Origin of the sequence: Wenzhouxiangella psychrophila (genome assembly GCF_042310375.1) — a bacterium.
Lineage (GTDB): Bacteria > Pseudomonadota > Gammaproteobacteria > Xanthomonadales > Wenzhouxiangellaceae > Wenzhouxiangella.
On the sequence record NZ_JBHJMQ010000010.1, the window covers coordinates 58,159 to 79,278 of the forward strand.

The 21,120-nt window shown below is 63.1% G+C and carries 18 protein-coding genes; 8 read left to right on the forward strand and 10 right to left on the reverse strand.

The annotated features are described in order from the left end of the window. Window positions 1-11 precede the first annotated feature (11 nt). Window positions 12-485 (forward strand): GNAT family N-acetyltransferase, encoded by a 474-nt coding sequence (locus tag ACDC66_RS12510; RefSeq protein ID WP_376697067.1) that lies wholly within the window; start codon window positions 12-14, stop codon window positions 483-485. On the opposite strand, the gene ACDC66_RS12515 is transcribed toward ACDC66_RS12510, so the two are convergent. Together ACDC66_RS12515 and ACDC66_RS12520 are read right to left on the reverse strand one after the other, a co-directional pair. Beyond that, window positions 474-1,043 carry a YkvA family protein gene (locus ACDC66_RS12515; RefSeq protein ID WP_376697068.1) on the reverse strand — a complete coding sequence of 190 codons (570 nt, stop codon included), beginning with the start codon at window positions 1,041-1,043 and terminating at the stop codon, window positions 474-476. The two genes, ACDC66_RS12510 and ACDC66_RS12515, sit on opposite strands and share 12 nt — an antisense overlap. A 121-nt stretch (window positions 1,044-1,164) precedes the next feature. Next, window positions 1,165-1,539, reverse strand: coding sequence for an MAPEG family protein (locus ACDC66_RS12520; RefSeq protein ID WP_376697069.1), 375 nt, complete (start codon window positions 1,537-1,539; stop codon window positions 1,165-1,167). Window positions 1,540-1,712: 173 nt separating this feature from the next. Here ACDC66_RS12520 and ACDC66_RS12525 point away from each other — a divergent pair, with 173 nt between their 5' ends. After that, window positions 1,713-3,878, forward strand: a complete 2,166-nt coding sequence (locus ACDC66_RS12525) for a putative bifunctional diguanylate cyclase/phosphodiesterase (RefSeq protein WP_376697070.1) — start codon at window positions 1,713-1,715, stop codon at window positions 3,876-3,878. On the opposite strand, the gene ACDC66_RS12530 is transcribed toward ACDC66_RS12525, so the two are convergent. The 5 genes from ACDC66_RS12530 to ACDC66_RS12550 all read right to left on the reverse strand — a co-directional run bounded on the left by ACDC66_RS12530 (window position 3,858) and on the right by ACDC66_RS12550 (window position 9,060). Further along, the gene (locus ACDC66_RS12530) at window positions 3,858-4,889 is read right to left on the reverse strand and encodes an FAD:protein FMN transferase (protein WP_376697071.1); all 1,032 of its coding nucleotides are present in this window, start codon (window positions 4,887-4,889) and stop codon (window positions 3,858-3,860) included. The genes ACDC66_RS12525 and ACDC66_RS12530 overlap by 21 nt on opposite strands. 35 nt (window positions 4,890-4,924) lie before the next feature. Beyond that, complete coding sequence (locus tag ACDC66_RS12535) at window positions 4,925-5,359, reverse strand: LEA type 2 family protein (RefSeq protein WP_376697072.1); 435 nt, start codon at window positions 5,357-5,359, stop codon at window positions 4,925-4,927. A gap of 103 nt (window positions 5,360-5,462) precedes the next feature. Further along, the gene (locus ACDC66_RS12540; protein WP_376697073.1) at window positions 5,463-6,320 is read right to left on the reverse strand and encodes an ABC transporter permease; all 858 of its coding nucleotides are present in this window, start codon (window positions 6,318-6,320) and stop codon (window positions 5,463-5,465) included. After that, the gene (locus ACDC66_RS12545) at window positions 6,317-7,279 is read right to left on the reverse strand and encodes an ABC transporter permease (RefSeq protein ID WP_376697074.1); all 963 of its coding nucleotides are present in this window, start codon (window positions 7,277-7,279) and stop codon (window positions 6,317-6,319) included. The genes ACDC66_RS12540 and ACDC66_RS12545 overlap by 4 nt, the downstream gene beginning before the upstream one ends. Further along, window positions 7,276-9,060: an ABC transporter substrate-binding protein gene (locus ACDC66_RS12550; RefSeq protein ID WP_376697075.1), complete on the reverse strand. Its 1,785-nt coding sequence runs from the start codon at window positions 9,058-9,060 to the stop codon at window positions 7,276-7,278. Before ACDC66_RS12550 ends, ACDC66_RS12545 begins: the two co-directional genes overlap by 4 nt. Window positions 9,061-9,271: 211 nt before the next feature. On the opposite strand from ACDC66_RS12550, the gene ACDC66_RS12555 reads away from it, so the two are divergent. The 3 genes from ACDC66_RS12555 to ACDC66_RS12565 are packed head-to-tail and all read left to right on the forward strand — an operon-like array spanning window position 9,272 to window position 11,674. Continuing rightward, on the forward strand, window positions 9,272-10,018 hold the full coding sequence (locus ACDC66_RS12555) for an EAL domain-containing protein (protein ID WP_376697076.1): 747 nt from the start codon (window positions 9,272-9,274) through the stop codon (window positions 10,016-10,018). A 1-nt stretch (window position 10,019) separates the two neighbouring features. Then, window positions 10,020-10,874, forward strand: a complete 855-nt coding sequence (locus ACDC66_RS12560; protein WP_376697077.1) for a DUF6502 family protein — start codon at window positions 10,020-10,022, stop codon at window positions 10,872-10,874. 41 nt (window positions 10,875-10,915) lie between these two features. After that, entirely contained in the window at window positions 10,916-11,674 is a 759-nt protein-coding gene (locus tag ACDC66_RS12565) for a hypothetical protein (protein ID WP_376697078.1), read from the forward strand. Between the two features lie 164 nt (window positions 11,675-11,838). On the opposite strand, the gene ACDC66_RS12570 is transcribed toward ACDC66_RS12565, so the two are convergent. Beyond that, window positions 11,839-12,201, reverse strand: coding sequence for a SirB2 family protein (locus ACDC66_RS12570; protein ID WP_376697079.1), 363 nt, complete (start codon window positions 12,199-12,201; stop codon window positions 11,839-11,841). A 113-nt stretch (window positions 12,202-12,314) separates the two neighbouring features. Here ACDC66_RS12570 and ACDC66_RS12575 point away from each other — a divergent pair, with 113 nt between their 5' ends. Then, complete coding sequence (locus ACDC66_RS12575) at window positions 12,315-14,210, forward strand: acetyl-CoA hydrolase/transferase C-terminal domain-containing protein (RefSeq protein WP_376697080.1); 1,896 nt, start codon at window positions 12,315-12,317, stop codon at window positions 14,208-14,210. Between the two features lie 70 nt (window positions 14,211-14,280). Here ACDC66_RS12575 and ACDC66_RS12580 read toward each other — a convergent pair whose 3' ends face one another. Beyond that, window positions 14,281-15,123, reverse strand: coding sequence for an alpha/beta hydrolase family protein (locus ACDC66_RS12580; protein WP_376697081.1), 843 nt, complete (start codon window positions 15,121-15,123; stop codon window positions 14,281-14,283). Between the two features lie 108 nt (window positions 15,124-15,231). Here ACDC66_RS12580 and ACDC66_RS12585 point away from each other — a divergent pair, with 108 nt between their 5' ends. After that, window positions 15,232-15,825, forward strand: coding sequence for a carboxymuconolactone decarboxylase family protein (locus ACDC66_RS12585; RefSeq protein ID WP_376697082.1), 594 nt, complete (start codon window positions 15,232-15,234; stop codon window positions 15,823-15,825). A gap of 64 nt (window positions 15,826-15,889) precedes the next feature. On the opposite strand, the gene ACDC66_RS12590 is transcribed toward ACDC66_RS12585, so the two are convergent. Next, window positions 15,890-16,915: a threonine aldolase family protein gene (locus ACDC66_RS12590; RefSeq protein ID WP_376697083.1), complete on the reverse strand. Its 1,026-nt coding sequence runs from the start codon at window positions 16,913-16,915 to the stop codon at window positions 15,890-15,892. Between the two features lie 326 nt (window positions 16,916-17,241). Here ACDC66_RS12590 and hrpA point away from each other — a divergent pair, with 326 nt between their 5' ends. Further along, complete coding sequence (gene hrpA, locus ACDC66_RS12595) at window positions 17,242-21,093, forward strand: ATP-dependent RNA helicase HrpA (protein WP_376697084.1); 3,852 nt, start codon at window positions 17,242-17,244, stop codon at window positions 21,091-21,093. Window positions 21,094-21,120 lie beyond the last annotated feature (27 nt).

The following is a 21,120-nucleotide window of genomic DNA, read 5'->3' on the forward strand; positions in this document are numbered from 1 at the left end:
CGGACTTGTTCATGACCATGACCGAGCAGCTTTCATGGCGCGTGGAGCGCTTTGATGAACTGTCACTCGATCGACTCTACGCCATACTGGCCGCCCGGGTGGCGGTTTTCGTGGTTGAGCAGGATTGCCCCTACCAGGATCTCGATGGGCTCGATGGCTGTGGCCTGCACATCGGCGCCTGGTCGGGCGAGACCGTGCTGGCCTACGCCCGGTTGCTTCCGCCGGGCAAGCGATTTGCCGAGCCTTCGATCGGACGCGTGCTGACGACGCAGGCGGCACGGGGAACGGGCCTGGGCCGCGAACTGATGCGCCGGAGTATCGAGGCCGCCGGGCAGTGCTTTCCGGATAAGCCGTTGCGAATATCCGCCCAGCAATACCTGGAGCGTTTCTATGGCGAGCTCGGGTTCGAGACGGTCAGCGAGCCGTATCCGGAAGACGGCATTGCCCACGTTGAGATGTTTCGGCCCTGGCGTTCAGAAAAGTGAGAAAGGCGATTTGCCGCTGCCGCCACCGCCGCCGCCGCGGCGTCGCCGCCTGCGCATGCGAGACAGAAGGGCCTGTTCGCGCGATTCCAGGAAATCACCGCGATTGAGTTCCTCGGGCTTCATGCCGCGCCGCTGCGCTTCAGCATCGCGGTAATTGACGAAGTCCTTATAGGCGTCGATCTCGGGCTTGAGCTCGCGTGTCATCAGTTCAATCATGATGGCATCGTCGAGAAAGCCCAGGCCGGGAACGTGGTCCGGAATGAGATCCTGCGGGTCGTTGAAGTAGGCCAGAGCCGCGAGAACCCGCTGGCGTCCTACTTCCTGCATGCCCCAGCCTTCGTCTTCGAGCATATCGATGAGCAGGCCGAGCATGTCGAGGCGTCCGCGTACGAACTCGCTGCTCTTGCCCCGTCCGGAGGCTTCCTCGATCAGCTTTCGTGCGCCGGAGATAATCTGTTCAGGGTTTTGCTCCCTTGTGTTGTCCTTGGCCTTGCGGGCCATTTCGCGGAAGCGTTGGAGATCCTTTTCGGAAAAGTCGAGAGTGATTCTTAGGCTCATGGGTGGATTCCCTTGCAGTTCTTCAAGAGCGAGCGGGCCAAACGCATAGCCTAGATCGCCGCCCGCGGGGCGTCAATGGTTCCCGGTCCGCGCCCGCACCTGACCGGAGGTACCTTCAACATCAGGCGCCGGCGATGAATAGCCATACAGAGCAGATCATGCCGCCCAGCCACATCAGCGAGCGGGCCAGGTGGATGTCGGCGAGGTAGCAGATGCCGTAGGCAATGCGGAAAGCGATGAAGGCGATGGCCAGTGCATCGATCATCGGTTGGGCGGCGCCGGCCAGGTGCGCGACCAGGACGGCGGCTGCAAACAGCGGAAAAGCCTCGTGAGAATTCTGCTGAGCCCACCAGGCCCGCTTGCGGTAGCCGGTGACCGATTCGTACCAGTCCCTCGGACGACGATTGTTGAATGTCCTGTCGCCGGCCTTGGCAACGCCGGCGAGTACAAGCGGCATCACGCCGGCGATCAGCACGCACCAGAATGCAATGGTCATGATCTGTGAGCTCCCTCTAAAGACCTCATTTTACAACACTGGCTCAGAGCCGCCGCTGGCTTGCCGAACGCCGTCCCGGACAGTACTCTGGTCGTCAAACCAGGGTCGATAACAAAAAACGGGGACCCACACCAAATGATTTTCATGATATTCCACCCTGCTGGAAAGAGCGCGTGCGCGCCGGACTGAGCCTGCTCGCCGCACTTGCGGTTTTTTTGGGTGGGCAGCTCTTGCTGACCCGCACCATTCATGGTGAGCAGCAACGTGATGCTGAACTACAACGCTTCCTCGCGCTGCAGGAGTTGGCGGCGGTTCGGGCCCGGGTCGAAGGGGAGCTCAACGCCAACTTGATCAGTGTTCGAACTCTGCGAGCCCAGATTGCGCTCAATCCGGAGCTGGAGACAAGGCAGTTCGAGCGTCTGGTTTCGGAGCTATTGACTGCTGATCTGCATACCCGTCACATCGCCGCCGCGCCCGATCTCGTGGTGCGCTATATCTTTCCCAGGGAAGGCAATGAAGCGGCTTTGGGATTCGATTACCGCACCAATGCCGAACAATATCAATCGATCGAGACTGCCATCGATGCCGGTGAGATTGTCATCAATGGTCCCGTTGAACTGGTACAGGGCGGCCGCGCCCTGATCGGGCGCGTCCCGGTATACAAGCGCGCTGACGGTGAGTTCTGGGGCGTCATTTCGGTGGTCATCGACCACGAGCGCTTGTTCAGGGATGCGGGGCTGATGACATCCCAGCGCTGGCGGATCGGATTGCGCGGGCAGGACGGCAAGGGCATGTCGGGCCAGATCATGCTGGGGGAACCGGCCCTGTGGCAAGAGGAACCGGTAACGGTACCGGTTGAGCTGCCGGTTGGCAGTTGGGTGCTTGCAGCGGTGCCGGCCGACGGCAGTTGGGAAAGTCCACTCCTTTCCTATCGCTGGCAGTGGCTCATTGGATCCGGCCTGAACATGGCTCTGGGGCTGATGATTTTCGGATTGCTGGTCAGCCGACGCCGGTTGCAGGGCGCACTGTCGACGATCAGACACCAGGCGCGGTTCGACAGTCTGACCGAGCTCCCCAATCGCCAGTACTTCATGCACCAGCTCAGCGAGGCCATTTATCGGGCCAGGCGGGAACAGCGGCGATTCGCCCTGCTTTTTATCGATCTGGACCATTTCAAGGAGATCAACGACTCACTGGGGCACGATGCCGGTGACGAGCTCCTGCAAAGTATCAGCGAGCGTATTCGGGTGACCCTGCGTGGTCAGGACATGGTCGGTCGATTCGGTGGCGACGAGTTCGTCGTCTTGCTGCATGACTTGTCCGATCCCGTGGATGCCGAAATCGTGGCCGGCAAATTACTGCATGCGCTGCATCCGGCGCAGTCGATCCAGGGGCACGATGTGACCATCGACGGGTCGATTGGTATTGCGGTCTATCCCGAGGACGGTCACTCGGCCGGCGATTTGCTCAAGCACGCCGATCTGGCCATGTATGCAGCCAAGTCGGCGGGACGCGGCACCAGCCACTTCTTCAACGACTCGCTCCGGCAACGGGCCGATTCGCACTTGAAGCTGCACAATGAGATCAAGCAGGGGCTGGCGGAAGATCAGTTTCAGGTCTATTACCAGCCCATCGTGGAGGCAGCCAGCCGGCGCGTGGTTTGTGTCGAGGCGCTGTTGCGCTGGCAGCATCCCCGCCGTGGTCTGCTCGGACCGGGCCAGTTCATCCCGGTGGCCGAACGGACCGGCGTGATTCGCGACCTGGGAAATTTCGTACTGCGCAGGGGGTGCAAGGATCTCGCTTCGATGCTGGCGTCGGGGCTGGATATCCGCCTGGCGCTTAATCGTTCGCCCAGAGAATTCAATGACCGCCAGACGGTCATGCGCTGGCTGGAGATGATCGACGATAGCGGGGTTGCGCGCGAGCGACTGACCTTCGAAATCACCGAATCGGTACTCATGCCGGACCAGACCCGACAGCATCGGCTGTTGCGCCGGCTCAACGCCGAGGGTGTCAGCCTGGCCATCGACGACTTCGGTAAGGGCTACTCCTCGGTTACCTATCTGAGGAAGTTTCCCGTCGGTCAGATCAAGATCGATCGCGTTTTCGTTCAGGACATGAACGACGGTCCCGAGCAGCTCGCGCTGGTCGAAGCGCTTGCGAAGATGGCCCAGGCCCTCCACCTGCAGGTAGTGGCCGAGGGCGTGGAAACCGACGAACAGGCCGATCGTCTGACCGAGCTGGGCTGTCAGCTGTTGCAGGGCTTCCTGTTCGGTCGACCCATGCCGCTGAAGGAGTTGCTCGAACGCTTCGCCGCTTCAGCCTCGCCCGGAAAGTGAAATGACCTGAACGGTCCCGGGTTGCTGCTTGTGCCAGTGAATCCGCTCGGCCATTGCGGTCGTGATGTAAATGCTTCCGTCCGCGTTGACGCGCATCACGCGCTCGACGCCGAGGTCCCCGGCGATACGCGCCCACTCCGAGGGGCCGGCCACGGCCAGGGCCGTTGCGGCTGCGTCCGCGCTGCCGCCGTCGACATCGATGACGGTCACGGAGCTGACCTGATCGGCCGGGTAGCCGTCGCGCGGATCGATGATATGACCGTGGCGAATGCCCTCGTCCCGGCGATAGCGCCTGTAGTTGCCCGAAGTGAAGACGAACTCGCCGTCCTCGACGTCCAGCCGGGCCAGGTAATGGCCGCCTCCTCCGTCCGGGTGCTGTACGGCGGCTCGCCAGGGCCGGCTGCCGCGCCGGCCAATCACGCCCAGGTCGCCGCCGGCATTGACGATGGCGTGGTCGATGCCGTCTCGAGCAAGCATGTCGAGCGCCTTTGCAACCGCCACCCCCTTGATATAGGCCCCGAAGTCGAGCTGGACTGCCGGGTTGCTGCTCGATAGTGTTCGGTTGCCAAGTTCGAGGTCGCCCATCGATGGCGATTGCCTGACCAGGTCGGCAATGAGATTGTCGGCCGGCGCAGCCCCCTTGGGCAGATCGCTGGCGTGAAAGCCCCAGCTTGAAAGAAGTCGCCCGATGGCCGGGTTGAAGAGTCCGTTGCTGGCCGCCTCGAGGTCTCGCGCGCGCCTGATGATCTCGATGGTTTCGGGTGAGAGCTCGATCTCGCGACTTTCGGCAAGAGCGTCGTTGATGTCCCCGAGCATGCCGGGTTCCCAGGCATGCCATTGTCGATGCATTCGCTGGAATTCACGGTCGATGGCGGTTACTACATCGGGGTTGTCGTTCCCCGCACGCAACGTGATGGTGACTTCCGTACCGAAGGCGGCGAGGCGATGCTGCCTGAGTTCGGGCTCACGGTCGCACGCCGACAGCAGGCCCGCGACTAGCAGAAAAAACACCAGCATCCGCACGGTCGTGTCCGGCTAGTGGGCCATTAGCGAAAGCGGTCCGGTTGGCCGGGTACCGGATGCAGCCAGCCATTGGCGCGTGCCCTGCGCTTGGCGGAACTGCTGAGTGTCAATTGGGCTTCCAGGCTCCATGGCAGGCGCGCTACGTCACCTGTAGCCAGTTCGTTGAGTCGCTGCAGACCGGCTGGCTCGGCCGCGAGGGTGAAACGCAGGACCTCCCGGCCGCGCGACGAAATGATCAGCGGAAGATGCCGATCGCCTACTGCGAGCGGCTCGTCATCGAGCGTCAGCGTAATCGAGACGCCGTCGAGCTGCAGCGGCTCATCGTTGACGTTACGCAGGCCGAGCGCGACGATGACACCGTCGGATGTCTTCTCCAGCCCGTCGAGAGAAGCCTGTGGCGGCTGGTTGGTAACTTCACGAAGATTTCCGCTGCATGCCGCCAGCGTGATGAGAGCCATAAGGAGGGCCGCTAGTCTTTGGGTTGTTCGCTTCAACCGTGTCTCCCGCATCCGTGGTTGATTCTTCATGATGATAGTTCCTTCTGCGAGATCAATCCCGTCATCAGGGCAACCGTCGATGCGCTGATGCATGCGTTCTGGGGTCGATTCTTTCCTGTAGCCGGTCGGTCAGACGATTGATCGACAGCACGAGTCCGAACAGTGCCAGAGAAGCGGCCAGGAAATTGCCGTAGTGGCCGGCGAGTATTTCCTGGGAAGCCTCGGCGATCATGATGCCCCAGCTGATCGAGTTCTGCAGGCCGATGCCGAGAAAGCTCAGAACCACTTCCGCCTTGACGGCCGCAACGAACACCAGCGAGCACTGGACCAGCAGCAAGGACGCCAGGTTGGGCAGGATATGACGCAGAAGGATCCGGGGCGTGTTCAGGCCGCTCGCCCGGGCTGCGAGGATGAATTCCCGGTTTCTCAAGCGTATCGTTTCGGTGCGAACGAGTCGGGCCGTCAGCGTCCAGAAGCTCAGGATCATGGCCAGATGCATGGCGCCGGGCCAGCCCCGAAGCGCGACAGCAACGGCTGCAACAAACAGGTAGAACGGCACGGCGTCGATCGTGCCGATCAGCCAGGTCGCCACCCCGTCGATCGGCCGGTTCGCGAAAAAGCCGGCCACGCTGCCGACCAATGCCCCGAAGATCACTGTTGCCAGGGCAACGATCACGCCGACCTCGAAGGCAGTGGCGGCGCCGGCGAGCAGGCGTTGCAGCACGTCCTGGCCGAGCCGATTCGTGCCCAGCCAGTGCTGCCCCGAAGGCGGTTCGCGAAGTTCTCCGCTGATGGCTGCCCATTCGGTGCCCCACAGCCCCGTCCAGACGCCGGCGGCGGCCACCAGGTAGGCGAGCACGATAGCCAGGGGCAGCAACTCCGGCGCAGGACGCTGTCGCGTTGCAGGCGGCCGCCCCTTCATGTGCCGCGCGACCTCGGGTCGGCCAGCCCGGTAAGCAGGTCCGTGACGGTCAGGGCCAGTACAAACAGGATCGAAGACAGGCTAACGACGGCCATCAGGACGGGCTGGTCGCCCGACATGACGGCGTTCCAGGTGATCAGGCCGACGCCGGGAATGCCGAAGTGCGATTCGATGATCAGGCTGCCGGAGATGACGATCAGCGGGATCGCGACCAGAACACGGGTGAGGATCGGCGGCGCTGCCGCTCTCAGGACATAGCCGGTTGCGATGCGGCGTGCCTCGAAACCGTAGGCGCGTGCCGTGCGTACCGGTGGGTCGGCAAGTACGTCACGAAATACCGCGCGAAAGAATCGCAGGTTGTAGCCCATGTTCGCCGCAATCAGTGCCATGGTCGGCACCGCCACATGCATCAGGTAGTCGGTCGGAGTGTCCACACGCCAGCCGCGAACGGGAAACCAGTCGAGCCAGACGCCGAAGACGGCCTGGAGGGCGATAACGATGATGACCAGCGACAGGCTCATGCCGGTAGCCGAGGCGAGGTCGCAGAAGCGGTCCAGGCGGCCGCGCTGCCGCCAGGCGGCCGCCAGGGCCAGCACCAGGGCGAGGACGATTCCGAGCAGGAAGCCCGGTGCCAGCAACAACAGCGAAATGGGTGCCGTGCGGGCAAGCAGGTCGAGAACCGGTTCGCCGTTGGCGTAGCTATGGCCAAGATCAAGCCGAGCCAGGTTCATCAGGTAGCCGGCGTAGCGCAGCGGAAACGGTCGGTCCTGGCCGAGTGAGTGGCGTACCTGTTCGATCTGCTCGGGCGTGGGGTTTCGGCCGAGCTGTTCCCAGGCCGGATCGGGCCCGAAATGAACGGTCAGCGTGAAGCTGACGAGGGTGACGCCCAGCAGGAGCGCCATGGCGCTGCCCAGGCGTCGCGCAAGCTGCCGGCCGAGGGTGTCCCCCGCATGCCTCATCTCTCGACGGCCACATCCACAAAGCGCAGGAAGAAGCCACCGACCATTTCCCGGTCCGGCAGCATGCGCACGTGCCGTCTCCACAGGTGCAGGCGCGTTCTTGCCAGCGAGCCGATGATGACGCAGTCGTCAATAACCATCTGGTTGAGCCGACGATAGATCCGGGTGCGCTCGGGCCCCGGGGCCATGCTCGAGGCCCGTTCGAACAGGCGATCGAATTCCGGGTTGGCGTAATTCATGCTGTTGGCCCCCGGCGCGGCGTTCGGGCCGTAGAAAAGTTGCAGGGCGTACTGGGCATCCGGGTAGGCAAGGGTCCAGCCGAGCAGGAAGATATCCAGCTCGCCCCGGCCGATGGCGCGTGCGTACTCGCCGAAGCTGGCAAACGACCGTGGCCGGAAGCTGCCGTCCGGAAATCCGACGGCCTGCATCCAGGCGCGAAACTGCTCGAACATCTGCCGCTGCTGGACGCTTGCCTCGAGGCCATAGTTGAGCTGAGGAAGCGATTCGTCGTGCCAGCCGGCCGACTCGAGCCGCTCCATCGCGCGCTCGGGGCGATACCTGATGGATTCCCGGGCTGCTTCGGGGTCATGGCTGTCGAGTAGCGGCGGAATGACGCCGGGAAAGACCGCTCCCAGGCCGTGATAGAAGGCGCGGTTCTTTGCCGTCCAGTCGAACGCGTCGCGCATGGCGCAGCGAAGTTTGTGATTGCGCCGCTCGCGTTGTGGATCGTCGTTGTAGCCGATGGCCGGGTTGGCCATGTTGAATCCATGGAACACGAACCCGGCTTCCAGCCCGGTGAGGCTGTGGTAGCGCTCGCGAATGGACGGCCGGAGCGACAAGGGTTGACGTTGTTCCAGTACACGGTCGGCCATTTCCGGCGGCACCATGACGGCGTCCACGCCGCGGCTGGAGGCAAAGCTGCTCCAGCGAGCCGTCGGTTCGGTAATGAAGTGGATTTCCAGGCGGTCGAGCAAGGGGTAGGGCTGTCCGTCTATTGTCTCAAGCCCATACTCGGCGTGCCGGTCGGCGTCGTATCCTTCTTCGTCAAGATTGATGGTGCCCCGGTCGAAGTTCGGATTCGGTTCCAGAACGGCCAGGGATTCGTCGAAGCGTTGCAGCGTGAATGGGCCCGAACCGACCGGATTCACGCCGAACGATTCTCCGTAGTGCTCGACCGCTTCGTGCGGCACCACCGCCGAAAGCGCCATGGCCAGGGTATGCGGGAATTGGGGAAAGGCTTCGGTCAGCTCGATGCGAACGGTGCGGTCATCGATGGCCCGCAGTCCGGCGACCGGTTCCTGGGGATCGCTGATCTCAACGCCGTCTTCCAGCCCGGCGATGCGGTCGCGCCACAGCCACGCGCCGCGTGAGCGCGTCTCGGCCATGAAATGGCGTTTCATGGAGTAGACAACGTCCTGGGCGGTTACCCGCCGTCCGTGACTGCCCGGGAAAGCCGTGTCGTCCGCAAACCGGGCGTTTGCACGCAGTCGAATCCGGTAGACCCGCCCATCGTCCGAGACTTCCGGAAAGCCCTCGGCCAGATTGGGTGTGAGTTCGTAGGGGCGCTCCAGGTATTTGTAGCGATAAAGGGTATCGAACAGGTTCTTGACCAGGGTGGCGGCGTAGACATTGTCGGCATGCGCCGGATCCAGGCTGGTCGGCGCTCCGTCGATGGCATGCCGGTACACCTTTTCCTGGTGTCCGGTGCCCGGATCGGATGGCTGGCAGCCGACCGTTGCGAGCACGGCCAGCCAGAGCGCGGCCAGGCGAATGCTGGGCATCGATATCTCCCTTGTGTATCGGCTCGAATCACGGCCCTGGTGAAGGCTTGCCCCGGGGCCGGGACCGTTTGCGTGCGCATAACAGTAGCGGATGGCAGGGATCCCCCACAAGCGTCCATGTGCCGTCCCGTCGAAGGGGTTGCAATTTATGGCAAATGCCGATATTGTCAATAGCCAAAATTGGCAAACGCCCAAAAAGAGGAATGCCCGCATGGATGCTCAGGTCGCTCGCACACCGCCGCTGCAGGCAACGGCCGACTTCTGCACATTCGCCGTCCATGAGATTCGCGCGCTGGATTCGTCGAGCGATCGATTTGGCCGTGCACATCGTTGGTACGAGGCCTTGATTCGGCCTCACGGCCCGTATCGCAGCCGGTCGCCGGGCGAATTCATCGATCGGCTTTATCTCGAACGCCCGGTGGTGACGACCGACCTCGAAGTGCTGCGCCGAGTCGGTGCCTGGCTGATCGAGCGTGACGAGCCGACACGCATCAGCATCAACACGCACCCGGAATCGCTGACCAGCTCCCTGTTCGTGGAGACTGCGCTCGATTTTCAACGCAGAGCCCTCCAGGGCGGACACTCCATCTGCCTGGAGTTGATCGAATACGGTCGCAGCCGGGACAAGAATTCACTGGTGGCCAATGCGCAGCGCCTGCGCCGGGCGGGCTTGCTGATCGCGCTCGATGACTTTGGAAGCCGGGTCAACTGTTTCGATCTGTGCGCGGCCGGGATCGTCGACCTGCTCAAGATCGATACCAGTGTTACCAGCGCCGTGCACGTCGACCGCAACCAGCGCGCCATCGTGGAAAGCATCAAGACGCTTGGGCGGGGGCTCGGTGCAGGCGTGATTGCGGAAGGCGCCGAAACATCCGAACACGTGGAGGCACTGCGTTCACTCGGGGTCGAGTTCGCACAGGGCTTTTACTTCCACAAACCCCAAATGCTGGAGATCTGAGATGGCTGGTGCACTCGCTCACGAGCAACAGAATCAGGATATCGGGTGGCTGGTGGACGCGATGACGCGGATGGTGCGTCCCATCGTGCGGTTCGCGATCGGCCGGGTGTCCTGTGCGGCCCTGGTGAGCCTCGTCCGCGAGGTTTATGTGGAAGAGGCCAGAGACTACCTCGAACGGCAGAACCCGGATCGAAAAGTAACGCGTTCCGCGCTGGCCTTGCTGTGCGGCATGGACGGACGGGCCATCAAGACTTTCGAGGAGAACCCCGATCGGACCTATGCCGCTTCTGACGTCTGTTCCGAAGCCGCCATCCTGGAGATGTGGAACAAGGACGAGGCGTTCGCGGACAGTGAAACGGGTGAACCGGCCGAGCTTCTGATCCACGGTCCGCATGGCACTTTCCAGCGCCTCGTCAGCCGGGCCGCGGGGCGCGCGGTTACGCCGCAGACGGCGTTGGAGCGCTTGCTCGAAAGCGGCAATGTCGAGCTTCTGGAAGACGGCATGAAGGTTCGGCTTGTCGACCCTTTCTACAAGCCGGTCAAGGAGTCGGAGCGGACCGCTATCGAAGCGGGCAGCCTGGCCATCAACCGTCTGGGCAAGTCGGTCATTCACAACACCAGTGGCTTGCCCTCGAGTGCTTCGCCCTGGCTGCAGCAGGATCGCTGGTCCATGCGCATTCCGGCGCATCGGGTGGAAGAGTTGCGCAGCAACCTCAGAGAGGTTCTGCAACGACACATTCTGGAAGTCGAAAGCTGCATGGAGGCCGAGGAGAAGAAGCCTTCAGAGGTCTCCGAGTGTTCAGTAGGCGTGGGCTGGTATTACTGGGAAAGTCCTTCTGACCCGGATAGGTCCTGACCATCCCCTTTTCAATTCAATGCTTCAGGAAGGAGCGAATTATGGTGAACGTGATCGAAAAATCAGGTACAGGAATCGAGCGAAGCGGTACGGGTATTGAAAAATCCGGCACCGGCATCGAAAAGTCCGGAACGGGCCTTGTCCGCGCGACGGTGGTTCTGGCCGCGCTTGCCGCAATGCTGCTCAGCGTTACTGCGCTTGCCGCCGATACGCGGCTGGCGATTTCCGACAAGAACGGACACGCCATCGTCTCGGTTCACGGGGAGGATGGTGTGATGGTGGGCGCATCGACAGCTCCGATCGATGGGTCGGGTTATGCACGCATTCCACTGTATTCGGTACTTCAATCCGCGAACGACGTGTTTTCCATGGGGCTCATGGTGCAGGGGTCCGGCAGCGGGTCGGCCGGTGAGTCGGCCGGCTCCCGGGGCTCGAGCCTGCTGGTCCAGGGGTCGGGCAGCGGTGATGCCGGCGAGTCGTTCGAGAACGGAGGCCAGGTCCTGGTCCAGGGCTCGGGTAGCGGTTCTTCCGGCGAAAGCTGCAGTGACGGGCCGGGCCTGCTGGTTCAGGGCTCTGGCAGCGGTTCGTCGGGTGAAAGCTCGGGCTGCAGCGGTTCGGTGAATATCTGGGGCTATGCCGAGGTGGTCTTCGACCAGGCCGGTGCCCATGTCGTTGTCAATCAGGTTCAGGGAAGTCGGCAGGAGGAATTCCTCGTCGCCTTCCTGCCCGGGTCGAACGGTGAGTTTGCCTACTCGTCGGATCGGGGGCAAAGCAACCGTGGATTCGTGGCGACTCCCTGAGGTTTACCAAGACGTAACGCCAGAAACCGCGTTGCATGATTGTTGGGCGTTTGAGTCGTCAATCTCCCCCTTCCCGTTGACGGTTCATGCGTTGTTGGCTGCCCCGGCTCTGCCGGGGCTTTTTTATTTGTGGGACACTCCGCGCAGGGTTGTGCAGAGGCGTCCTACAGCGGCTTGTGTAGCGCCAATGCTGCGATCGTCACGAACACGATCAGTGCCAGCAGGTAGAAAGCCGTGGCGCGCGCCTGACGGTCGGCTCTGAAGGCGACTATTCCCAGCACGATGTAGGCGACCACGAGCAAGAGCTTGACGCCCAGCCAGGAGAGAACGGGCCAGCCCACGATGATCCACAGGGTGACGCCCGAGGCGAGCAGCAGCGTGTCGACGATATGCGGCGCGATCTTCCAGGCCTTGTGCTGCAGCGGCCGCACCAGCACGAGCCGGATGAATCCGCGCAGCGCAAAGCCGATTCCGCTGGTCAGCGCCAGGATAATGTGGATATTCTTCAGTAGCGGGTAGTAGTGCATGAGCAGGTCAGTTTGGGCACGGCTGCGCGGGAAATCCAGTGTGCGAGGATAGTGTGCGTGGGTGGTGTCCGATTGCCTGCATTCTATCGATAACGAGGACGGGACGAAACGGCGTGACTGAGAATACTACGGCACCGTATGAAGACCTGATCGACCGTATCATCGAGCGGGTCGGACGACGACTGGTGGTCGGCCTTCCACTGGGGCTCGGAAAGCCGAACCGGCTGGTCAACGCCCTCTACCGGCGCGCCTGCGATGATCGGGATCTGCAACTGGAGGTCGTCACGGCACTGTCGCTGGACCTGCCCGAGTCTTCGCACTGGCTTGCCAAGCGCCTGATGGATCCGGCCGTCGAACGGCTTTTCGGCGCCGATTACCCGCGACTGGATTACGTTAGAGACCAGCATGCCGGATCCGTACCGGACAACATCCGGATCACCGAATTCTACTTTCAGTCCGGGGCGGCGCTGGGCGTATCGCTCATGCAGCGCCACTACGTGTCGTCGAATTACACGCACGTGGCCCGTGACCTGGTCGGCCGCGGCATCAACCTGTTGCTGCAGCTCGTGGCCGGACCGGAGCAGGGTCGATACAGTCTGTCGTGCAATCCCGACGTGACCCTGGATGTCACGCAACGTCTGCGCGAGGAAGCTGACTGGCCCTGGATGGCGGTGGCCCAGGTCCACCCGGAGCTGCCGTTCATGCATGGCGACGCCGTGGTTGATGCCGATTTCTTCGATGAGGTGATCGACGAAGATCCGCGACAGCCGCTGTTTGCCGTGCCGCGCCCCTCCGTTTCGCTGCAGGATCATGCAGTGGGCGTTAACGCCTCACGCCTTCAGGCAGATGGCGGAACGCTCCAGATCGGTATTGGCTCGCTCAGCGACGCCCTGGTCAATGCCATGATTCATCGTCAGGCGGACAACCACGCCTACAGAGAATTGGTCGACCGGCTCGACGCGCCTTCGGCCAGTTTCGAGCATCTCGGCAGCTTCGACCAAGGGCTCTACGGCGCCAGCGAGATGTTCATGGACGGTTTCATGCATCTCTACCGGGCCGGGATTCTCAAGCGTGAGGTATTCGATGATCTCGAAACCCAACTGCGGCTCAACGCCGGCGAGTCCGTCGAACAGGCCGGCACGGGCGCTCTCATGGACGGCGGATTCTTCCTGGGCAGCGGCGAGTTCTACCGCTTTCTACGCGAGCTGGACGGTTCTGAATGTCCGCGCTTCCGGATGCACGGGGTGGGGCGGATCAACCAGCTCTACGGCGGGCAGGAAGCGCTGGAAGTCGCGCAGCGGCGGCATGCCTGTTTCATCAATACCTGCATGATGGTCACGGCGACCGGTGCGGCTGTCTCCGACGGACTGGCCGATTACCAGGTGGTTTCCGGCGTTGGCGGCCAGTACAACTTCGTGGCCATGGCGCATGCCATGGACGACGGGCGCTCGGTGTTGATGCTCCGTTCGACGCGCACGGACAGCAGCGGGGGTGCGTCATCTAACGTCGTCTGGGAGTACCCGCATACGACCATTCCGCGCCACCTTCGCGACCTGGTAGTGACGGAGTACGGTGTGGCCGAACTTCGTGGCCGCACCGACGAGGAATGCATCAAGGCGATGGTCGGCATCATGGATGCCCGTTTCCAGGACGAGCTGGTCGAGCAGGCGAAGCTGGCGGGCAAACTGGATGCCGACTGGGAAGTGCCTGCCGCGGCCCGGCGCAATACGCCGGCGCATCTCGAGCAGGCGTTCCAGGATTTTCGACCCATGTTTTCCGAGTATCCCTTCGGCAGTGACTTCACCGAAGTCGAGCAGCGTCTCATTCCCGCCCTGGAGCGCTTGAAGCGGCTATCGTCGGACAAGATGGGCCTGTTACGAGCCCTGCTACGTGGTCGGCCTGCAGCGCATGCCGAGGAGCTGGACCGGCTGGGTTTGGCTCGCCCGACTTCGTTCAGGGAGCGAGCGTACGCACGGCTTGTTGCCGCAATGCTGGAAGATGACGATTAACCCACCGTTTCCGTCATTCGAACATTGGTATTTCGAATTTGTTTGAGATTTGGTGCTTCGAATTTGGTGCTTAAAGCGTAATCCATTCCCCAATTGCCTCCGCCGTTCGTTCCGGCTGCTTCATCCACGCGTAATGATCTGCTTTTTGTGTATCGCCCTTGGCCTCGATGACCCGCATCGAGACATCGCACTTGCCCAGCTTGCCCAGAAGCCAATCCAGCGAACCGGGTGGCACGAACCAGTCGTCGGCCATATCCAGGGCCAATACCGGGACCTCGAGTGCCTGCAGGCCGGCTTCCAGGTCCATATCCACCCCTGAAGGTCGATATTGCCCGGAGCGCGCGCTGCGCGCCCAGTCGGCCATCACGTCTCGCGCTTCGTTGCCGGCAAAACCCACGCGTTTTCCGGGGTAGTAGCCGAAAATCGAACCCAGGGCGGGGAACGCGAACATGGTGGCCATCATTACCGCTTTCATGGGCCAGGGAAAGGCGCGCCAGTAGGGCGAACCGCCGGCGACGATTACCAGTCCCCGGCAGCCTTGTGCTTCGGAGGCGGCGCTCAGGCAGGCGAACTGCGAGCCCAGGCTGTGGCCGCCGAGCATGTGGCCTTTCGGGGCATGTTCCGTCACCGCCCGGCGGGCGGCGCCGATATCATCGATCAGTTCTCGGTAGCCCCAGTTCGACTGCCGGCTCGCGCGCAGACTCGACGAGCCATTGCCGCGCCATTCATGGATGAAAACCTCGATCCCGCGGTCTGCCAGTGAGCGGGCGAAACGGATGAACAGGCGTGCGCTCAGGCCCATGCCGGGCAGGAACAGCAGTGTGTGGCGAGGCTGCTCGGCGGCGACGTGGATCAGTTCGAAGCGATGGCCGTCGCGGGAAGTGACCGGGATGACGGGCTGGTCGTGGGGCATGGGGCTCGAAGTGTTAAGTGTTAAGTGTGAAGTGGGAAGTGACAGGTACTACTGAGGTTGGGTTGGGGTTTATAGTGGTTTGCTTTCATGGTACGGACGTTATTTCTTATGGCACATATTGATCCCTTGCCGGCAGATCATACCCCGGAGCTGGCTGAGACTTTCGAGCACTTCGAAGAGATTCTAGGCTTTGTGCCCAACAGCTTGCTGACCATGCAGCGGCGGCCGAAGATCGTGCAGGCCTTCGGCGAGTTGACCGCCGCGGTGATGGAGCCCGAAGGGAGCGTGGATCCGGCATTCAAGCGCCTGCTGGCGCATTTTGCCAGCCGTGCGGCCGGCTGCCAGTATTGCGAGGCCCATTCACTCGTGGCCGCGGGTATCAGCGGCCTGCCTGATGAAAAGCTCGAGGCGCTATGGGAATACCAGACCAGCGAGCACTACTCGGAAGCCGAGCGCGCGGCGCTGGATTTCGCGCTGGCCGCCGGCTCCGTGCCCAACGGCGTCGACGAGGAACTCATGGCGCGACTGAAGCAGCACTGGAGCGAGGACCAGATCGTCGAGCTACTGGCGGCCGTGTGCCTGTATGGCTTTCTCAACCGCTGGAACGATTCCATGGCCACCGACCTGGAAGACGGCCCGAAAGCGCTGGGCGAGAAGGTGCTCCAGTCGGGCGGCTGGACCGGCGGCAAGCACGTTAAGTGATGTTGGCTGGTTTGCTGGTTGGCTCGTTCGCTTGTTGATTGCGATTGCAGGTCGGCGTCGCGACCTACGAATCGAGTGCTTCGAGAAAAGCCGAGACCTGTTCCTGCGTGGTGGCCCATGAGCAAACCAGCCGCGCGAGATCGTCGTGGCCCGGCCAGATGTGGAACTGGAAGCCCTTTTCCTTGAGCGCGGCCAGCTTTTCGGGCGAGGCTTTCATGAAAACTTCGTTGGACTCGACCGGCCAGTACAGCGAGGCGCCCTCGATAGCTTCGATGCCCCGGGCGAGTTCCGTAGCACGCGCGTTGGCGATTCCGCCGAGCTCCAGCCACAGGTCGTCATCGAGCATGGCCAGCAGCTGGGCCGAGATATAGCGCATCTTCGAGAACAGGTGGCCGGCGCGCTTGCGTCGCCGCTCCATGCCTTCCAGCCATTCGGGGTGGCCGAACACGACGATCGCCTCGGCCGTCAGTGCCCCGTTCTTGGTCGCGCCGAAGGAGAGCACATTCACCCCGGCCTTCCAGGTGGTCTCGGCGGGATGGCAATCGAGGTGATGCACGGCGTTGGCGAAGCGTGCGCCGTCCATGTGCAGGTTCAGTCCCCGCTCGTGCGTGGCTTCGGCGATGGCCCTGATTTGCTCGGGCCGATAGCTTGTACCGCACTCGGTCGCCTGGGTGATCGACACGACCGAGGGCTTGACGTTGTGAACGCCGTGCGCGCCCGCGCTGTCGATGGTGGCCGCCACCGTATCGGCATCGAGCTTGCCGTTGTCGCCGGCAAGCGGCAGCAGCTTCGCGCCGCCGGAGAAGAATTCCGGCGCGCCGTTTTCGTCGTTGTGGATGTGGGCCAGCTCGTGACACAGCACCGCGCCCCAGGGCGGGCTCAGTTCGGCGATGGCCACACAGTTGGCCGCCGTGCCGGTGGCGATCGGCAAGACGCTGCAGTCGGTGTCGAACAGTTCCGAAAAGCGTTGATCAAGCTGCTTGCTGTAGCTGTCGTTGGAATAGGCGGTAGCAAAGCCCTCGTTGGCCCGCGAGATCGCCTCGATCATGGCCGGATGAGCCGGCGCTTCGTTGTCGCTGGTGAAATTCATGAATTGGGTTGGCTGGTTCGCTTGTTTGCTTGTTGGCTCGTTGAGTGATCGTACGGCACGAAATCGATGATTTGATGCCTATCGGCATTGCATTATGCCAGCCTGAGTGAGCACGCTGTGGAACCAGCGAACCAGCGAACCAGCGAACCAGCGAACCAGCGAACCAGCGAACCAGCGAACCAGCGAACCAGCGAACCAGCGAACCAGCGAACCAATAACGCCCCCACCGCGATGACGAACCCGGTCGCCGCGCACCGCGTTAGGGCCGGCATTTCCCGGCACCACCCGTTCCCACTCCACCCACCAAAAGGCGACAATACGCCCCCATGAGCAAGATCCCGACCTTCGATCCCGCCGAGGTGATGCAGCGCGACATTGCCGGGCTGAAGCGGCGTCACAAGCAGTTGGCGCGCTTTCGCGGTCCGGCCGAGAAGCGGCAGCGCCTGTTCGACGAATATCGGCAATGGCTGGATGATTCCCGGGCAAGGCGGCAGTTGCGGGCCGAGAACCGGCCCGACACCGGCGAGCCGCCCGATCTGCCGATCAGCGCGCATGCCGAAAGCATCGTCGAGGCCATCCGCGACAACCAGGTGGTGATCGTCGCCGGCGAGACGGGGTCGGGCAAATCGACCCAGTTGCCCAAGCTTTGCCTGAATGCCGGCCGCGGGGAGCGTGGCTTGATCGGCTGCACCCAGCCCAGGCGTATCGCGGCGCGCTCGGTGGCACGCCGCGTGGCGGAGGAACTGGACACCGACCTCGGCCAGGCAGTCGGTTTCCAGGTGCGCTTCACCGACCGGGTCTCCGACGAGAGCTATATCAAGTTCATGACCGACGGCATCCTGTTGGCCGAGGTCCATCACGATCGCCTGCTCGACGCCTACGACACCCTGATCATCGACGAGGCGCACGAGCGCAGCCTCAACATCGACTTCCTGCTCGGCTATCTCAAGCAACTGACACAACGCCGACCGGACCTGAAGATCATCATCACCTCGGCGACCATCGACACCGAGCGATTCGCCGAGCACTTCGACGGCGCCCCCGTGATCACCGTCGAGGGCCGCGGCTACCCGGTCGATATCCAGTACCAGGAACCGAATGAGAGCGAGGATCTGCCGCAGCAGGTGCGCCGGGCGGTCGACACGGTCAGCCGCATCGACTCGCGTGGCGATATCCTGGTCTTCCTGCCCGGCGAGCGCGAAATTTTCCAGGTCTCGAGGGCGCTCAAACGTGCCAACCTGTCGCACACCGAGGTGCTGCCGCTCTACGCCCGGCTGCCCTCGGCCAGCCAGGACCGGATCTTCAAGACCGGTAAGGGCCGGCGTATCGTGCTGGCGACCAACGTGGCCGAGACCTCCCTGACGGTGCCGGGCATCCGCTTCGTGATCGATTCGGGGCTTGCGCGGATTTCGCGTTACGCCGCGCACTCGAAGGTGCTGCGCCTGCCGGTCGAGCCGGTCTCGCAGGCCTCCTGCAACCAGCGCGCCGGGCGCTGCGGCCGCGTCGGACCGGGTACCTGCATCCGGCTTTTCGACGAGACTGATTTTCTCTCGCGCCCGGATTTCACCGAGCCGGAAATCCAGCGTGCCGGGCTGGTCGGCGTGGTGCTGGAGATGCTGGCCCTCGGATTGGGCGACCCCGAGGAATTCCCCTTCGTCGATGCGCCGCCTAAACGGCTGATCGGCGAAGCGCGCCAGAGCCTGTTCGAGCTTGGTGCGATCGATGAAGAGCGTCGACTGACGAAGCCGGGTCGCCAATTGGCGCGCCTGCCGGTTGATGTTCGCCACGCCCGCATGCTGGTCGAGGCCGCCGGGCGCGGCGCGCTGGCCGAAATGCTCGTGCTGGTTGCCGGCCTGTCGATCCCGGATGTCCGCGACCGCCCGCTGGACCAGCAGCAGGCCGCTGACCAGGCTCACCAGCAGTTCGTGGTCCAGGGTTCGGACTTCCTCACCCTGCTGGAATTGTGGCGGTGGTGGCAGGACGCACGGGCCGGGCACTCCCGCAGCCAGGCCGACAAGCTGGCCCGCAGGCATTTCCTCGCGCCCCAGCGCCTGCACGAGTGGGGGCAGCTGCACGGCCAGTTAAAGCAGATCGCCAGGGACGAGCGCTGGCGGGCGGGCAAGCTCGGCGCGGCCGAGCCGGAAGCGATTCATCGCAGCCTGCTGGCCGGGCTGCTGGGCATGGTGGGCCAGCACCAGGAGAGCGGCGAATACCAGGGCGCGCGCGGCCACAAGTTCCGCATCTTTCCCGGTTCCGTGCTGGCCAAGCGCAATCCCGGCTGGATCATGGCGGCCGAGCTCGTGGAGACGGCACGACCCTATGCACGCATGGTCGCGCCCGTGAAACCCGAATGGCTGGAGCAGCAGGGCGCGCACCTGCTCAAGCGCCGGGTATTCGACCCGCACTGGGACAAGCGCTCCGGGCGAGTGATGGGTTTCGAGCAGCTCAGCCTGCACGGCCTTGTGCTGGTCGAAAAGCGCCGGATTCACTTCGGGCCGCACGATCCGGACACCGCCCGCTCGATCTTCATCCGCCACGCCCTGGTTCGCGGCGAGATACATGCAAAGGCCGAGTTTCTCAAGCGCAATGCCGCGCTCAAGCGGGAACTGGCCGAGCACGAGCACAAGCGCCGCCGCCGCGACGTGCTGGCCGCCGAAGCCGAGTTGGAAGCTTTCTTCGCCGAACGTCTGCCGCCGGCGATCTACACCACCAAGGCCTTCGCCCGCTGGTACGAGAAACTCGACGAGGACGAGCGAGGGCGCTTGCTCTACGACCGCGCCACGCTATTGAGAGACGAGGCGCCGCTGGCCGGCCAGGAGGCTTTTCCCGAGTCGCTGGCGATGGAGCCGGAGCGCTTTCGTCTGCACTACCATTTCGATCCGGCCTCCGAGCGAGACGGCGTCACGCTGGACTGCCCATTGCACCTGCTCAACCGGCTCGAGCCCGGCCGATTGCAATGGCTGGTGCCCGGGCTGCTCGAGGAGAAGGTGACGGCCCTGATCGCCAGTCTGCCCAAGGCCAAGCGCCGTTCCCTGGTGCCGGCGGCCGACTACGCGCGTGCGGCCATCGAGTCCCTGGGACCACCCGAGGGAGCGCTGATCGACCGGCTGGCCGAGGCGCTCACGCGCATGTCGGGGATGGCCGTGGGGCCGGGCGATTTCAAGCTCGAAAAGCTGCCGAGACACCTGAATTTCCTGGTGCGCGTACAAGGCGAGGGCGGAAAAATACTGGGCCAGAGCCGGGAAATCGACGCGCTGATCGAACGCTTCAGTGACCAGGCCCGGCGCGAGTTCATGGATCGTCAGGCCGGAGAGTGGCAACAAGACGGGCTGGGCCCGGACGAGTTTCCCGACCTGCCCGAAGTGATCACGACCCGCGGCGGTCACCGCGCATGGCCGGCAGTGGTGGACCAGGGAAATCGCGTCGGCGTGCGACTTTTCGACAGTGTGTCGGATGCACGGCATGCTCATCGGGAAGGTTTACTGGTGATTCTTCGGGAAGCGCTACGCGACAAGTGGAAATATCTCAAGAAGAACCACGGCCTGTCGCGCGAGGCCCAGCTGGCCTGGACGCGCGTGGAGGATGTCGGCGCGCTTACCGAAGCACTGCGCAATCTGGTGCTGAGATATGCTCTGGGAGATGCCTGGGCGGTTCGGGACTCGGCCGCCTTCGATCACCTGGCGAGCGCCGTTCGTCGGGAATTGCTGGGAAATTACAGCGAACTGGCAAAGACTATCGATGAATGTCTTCGAAAATGGCATGAGCTATCGATGTGGATCGATTCCCTGGAGGAGGCCGTGCCGGCTGCATTCGAGGATATGCGAAGCCAGCTCGACGACCTGATGTACGCCGGTTTTCTCGACGACATCGAAGCCGACAGGCTGTCATGCTACCCGCGCTATCTTGAGGCGCTCCGCCTGCGACTGGAGGCGCTGGAGCTCGATCCCGTGCGCGACAAGCAGCGGATGGAAGAGGTGCAACCGTGGTGGCAGCGCTATTTCGACCACCTGGCCGAGGGTGGCTGGTACACTCCGGCGCTCGATCGCTATCGCTGGCTGATCGAGGAATATCGCGTCCAGCAGTTCGCGCAAAAGCTGGGAACGGCCGAGAAAACCTCGCGACAACGACTGGAATCGGCCTGGTACGAGGTGGCTGCCGAGAGCGGGGAAATTGCGTGACCAGTGTCTCAATTGTCTGACTGAAAT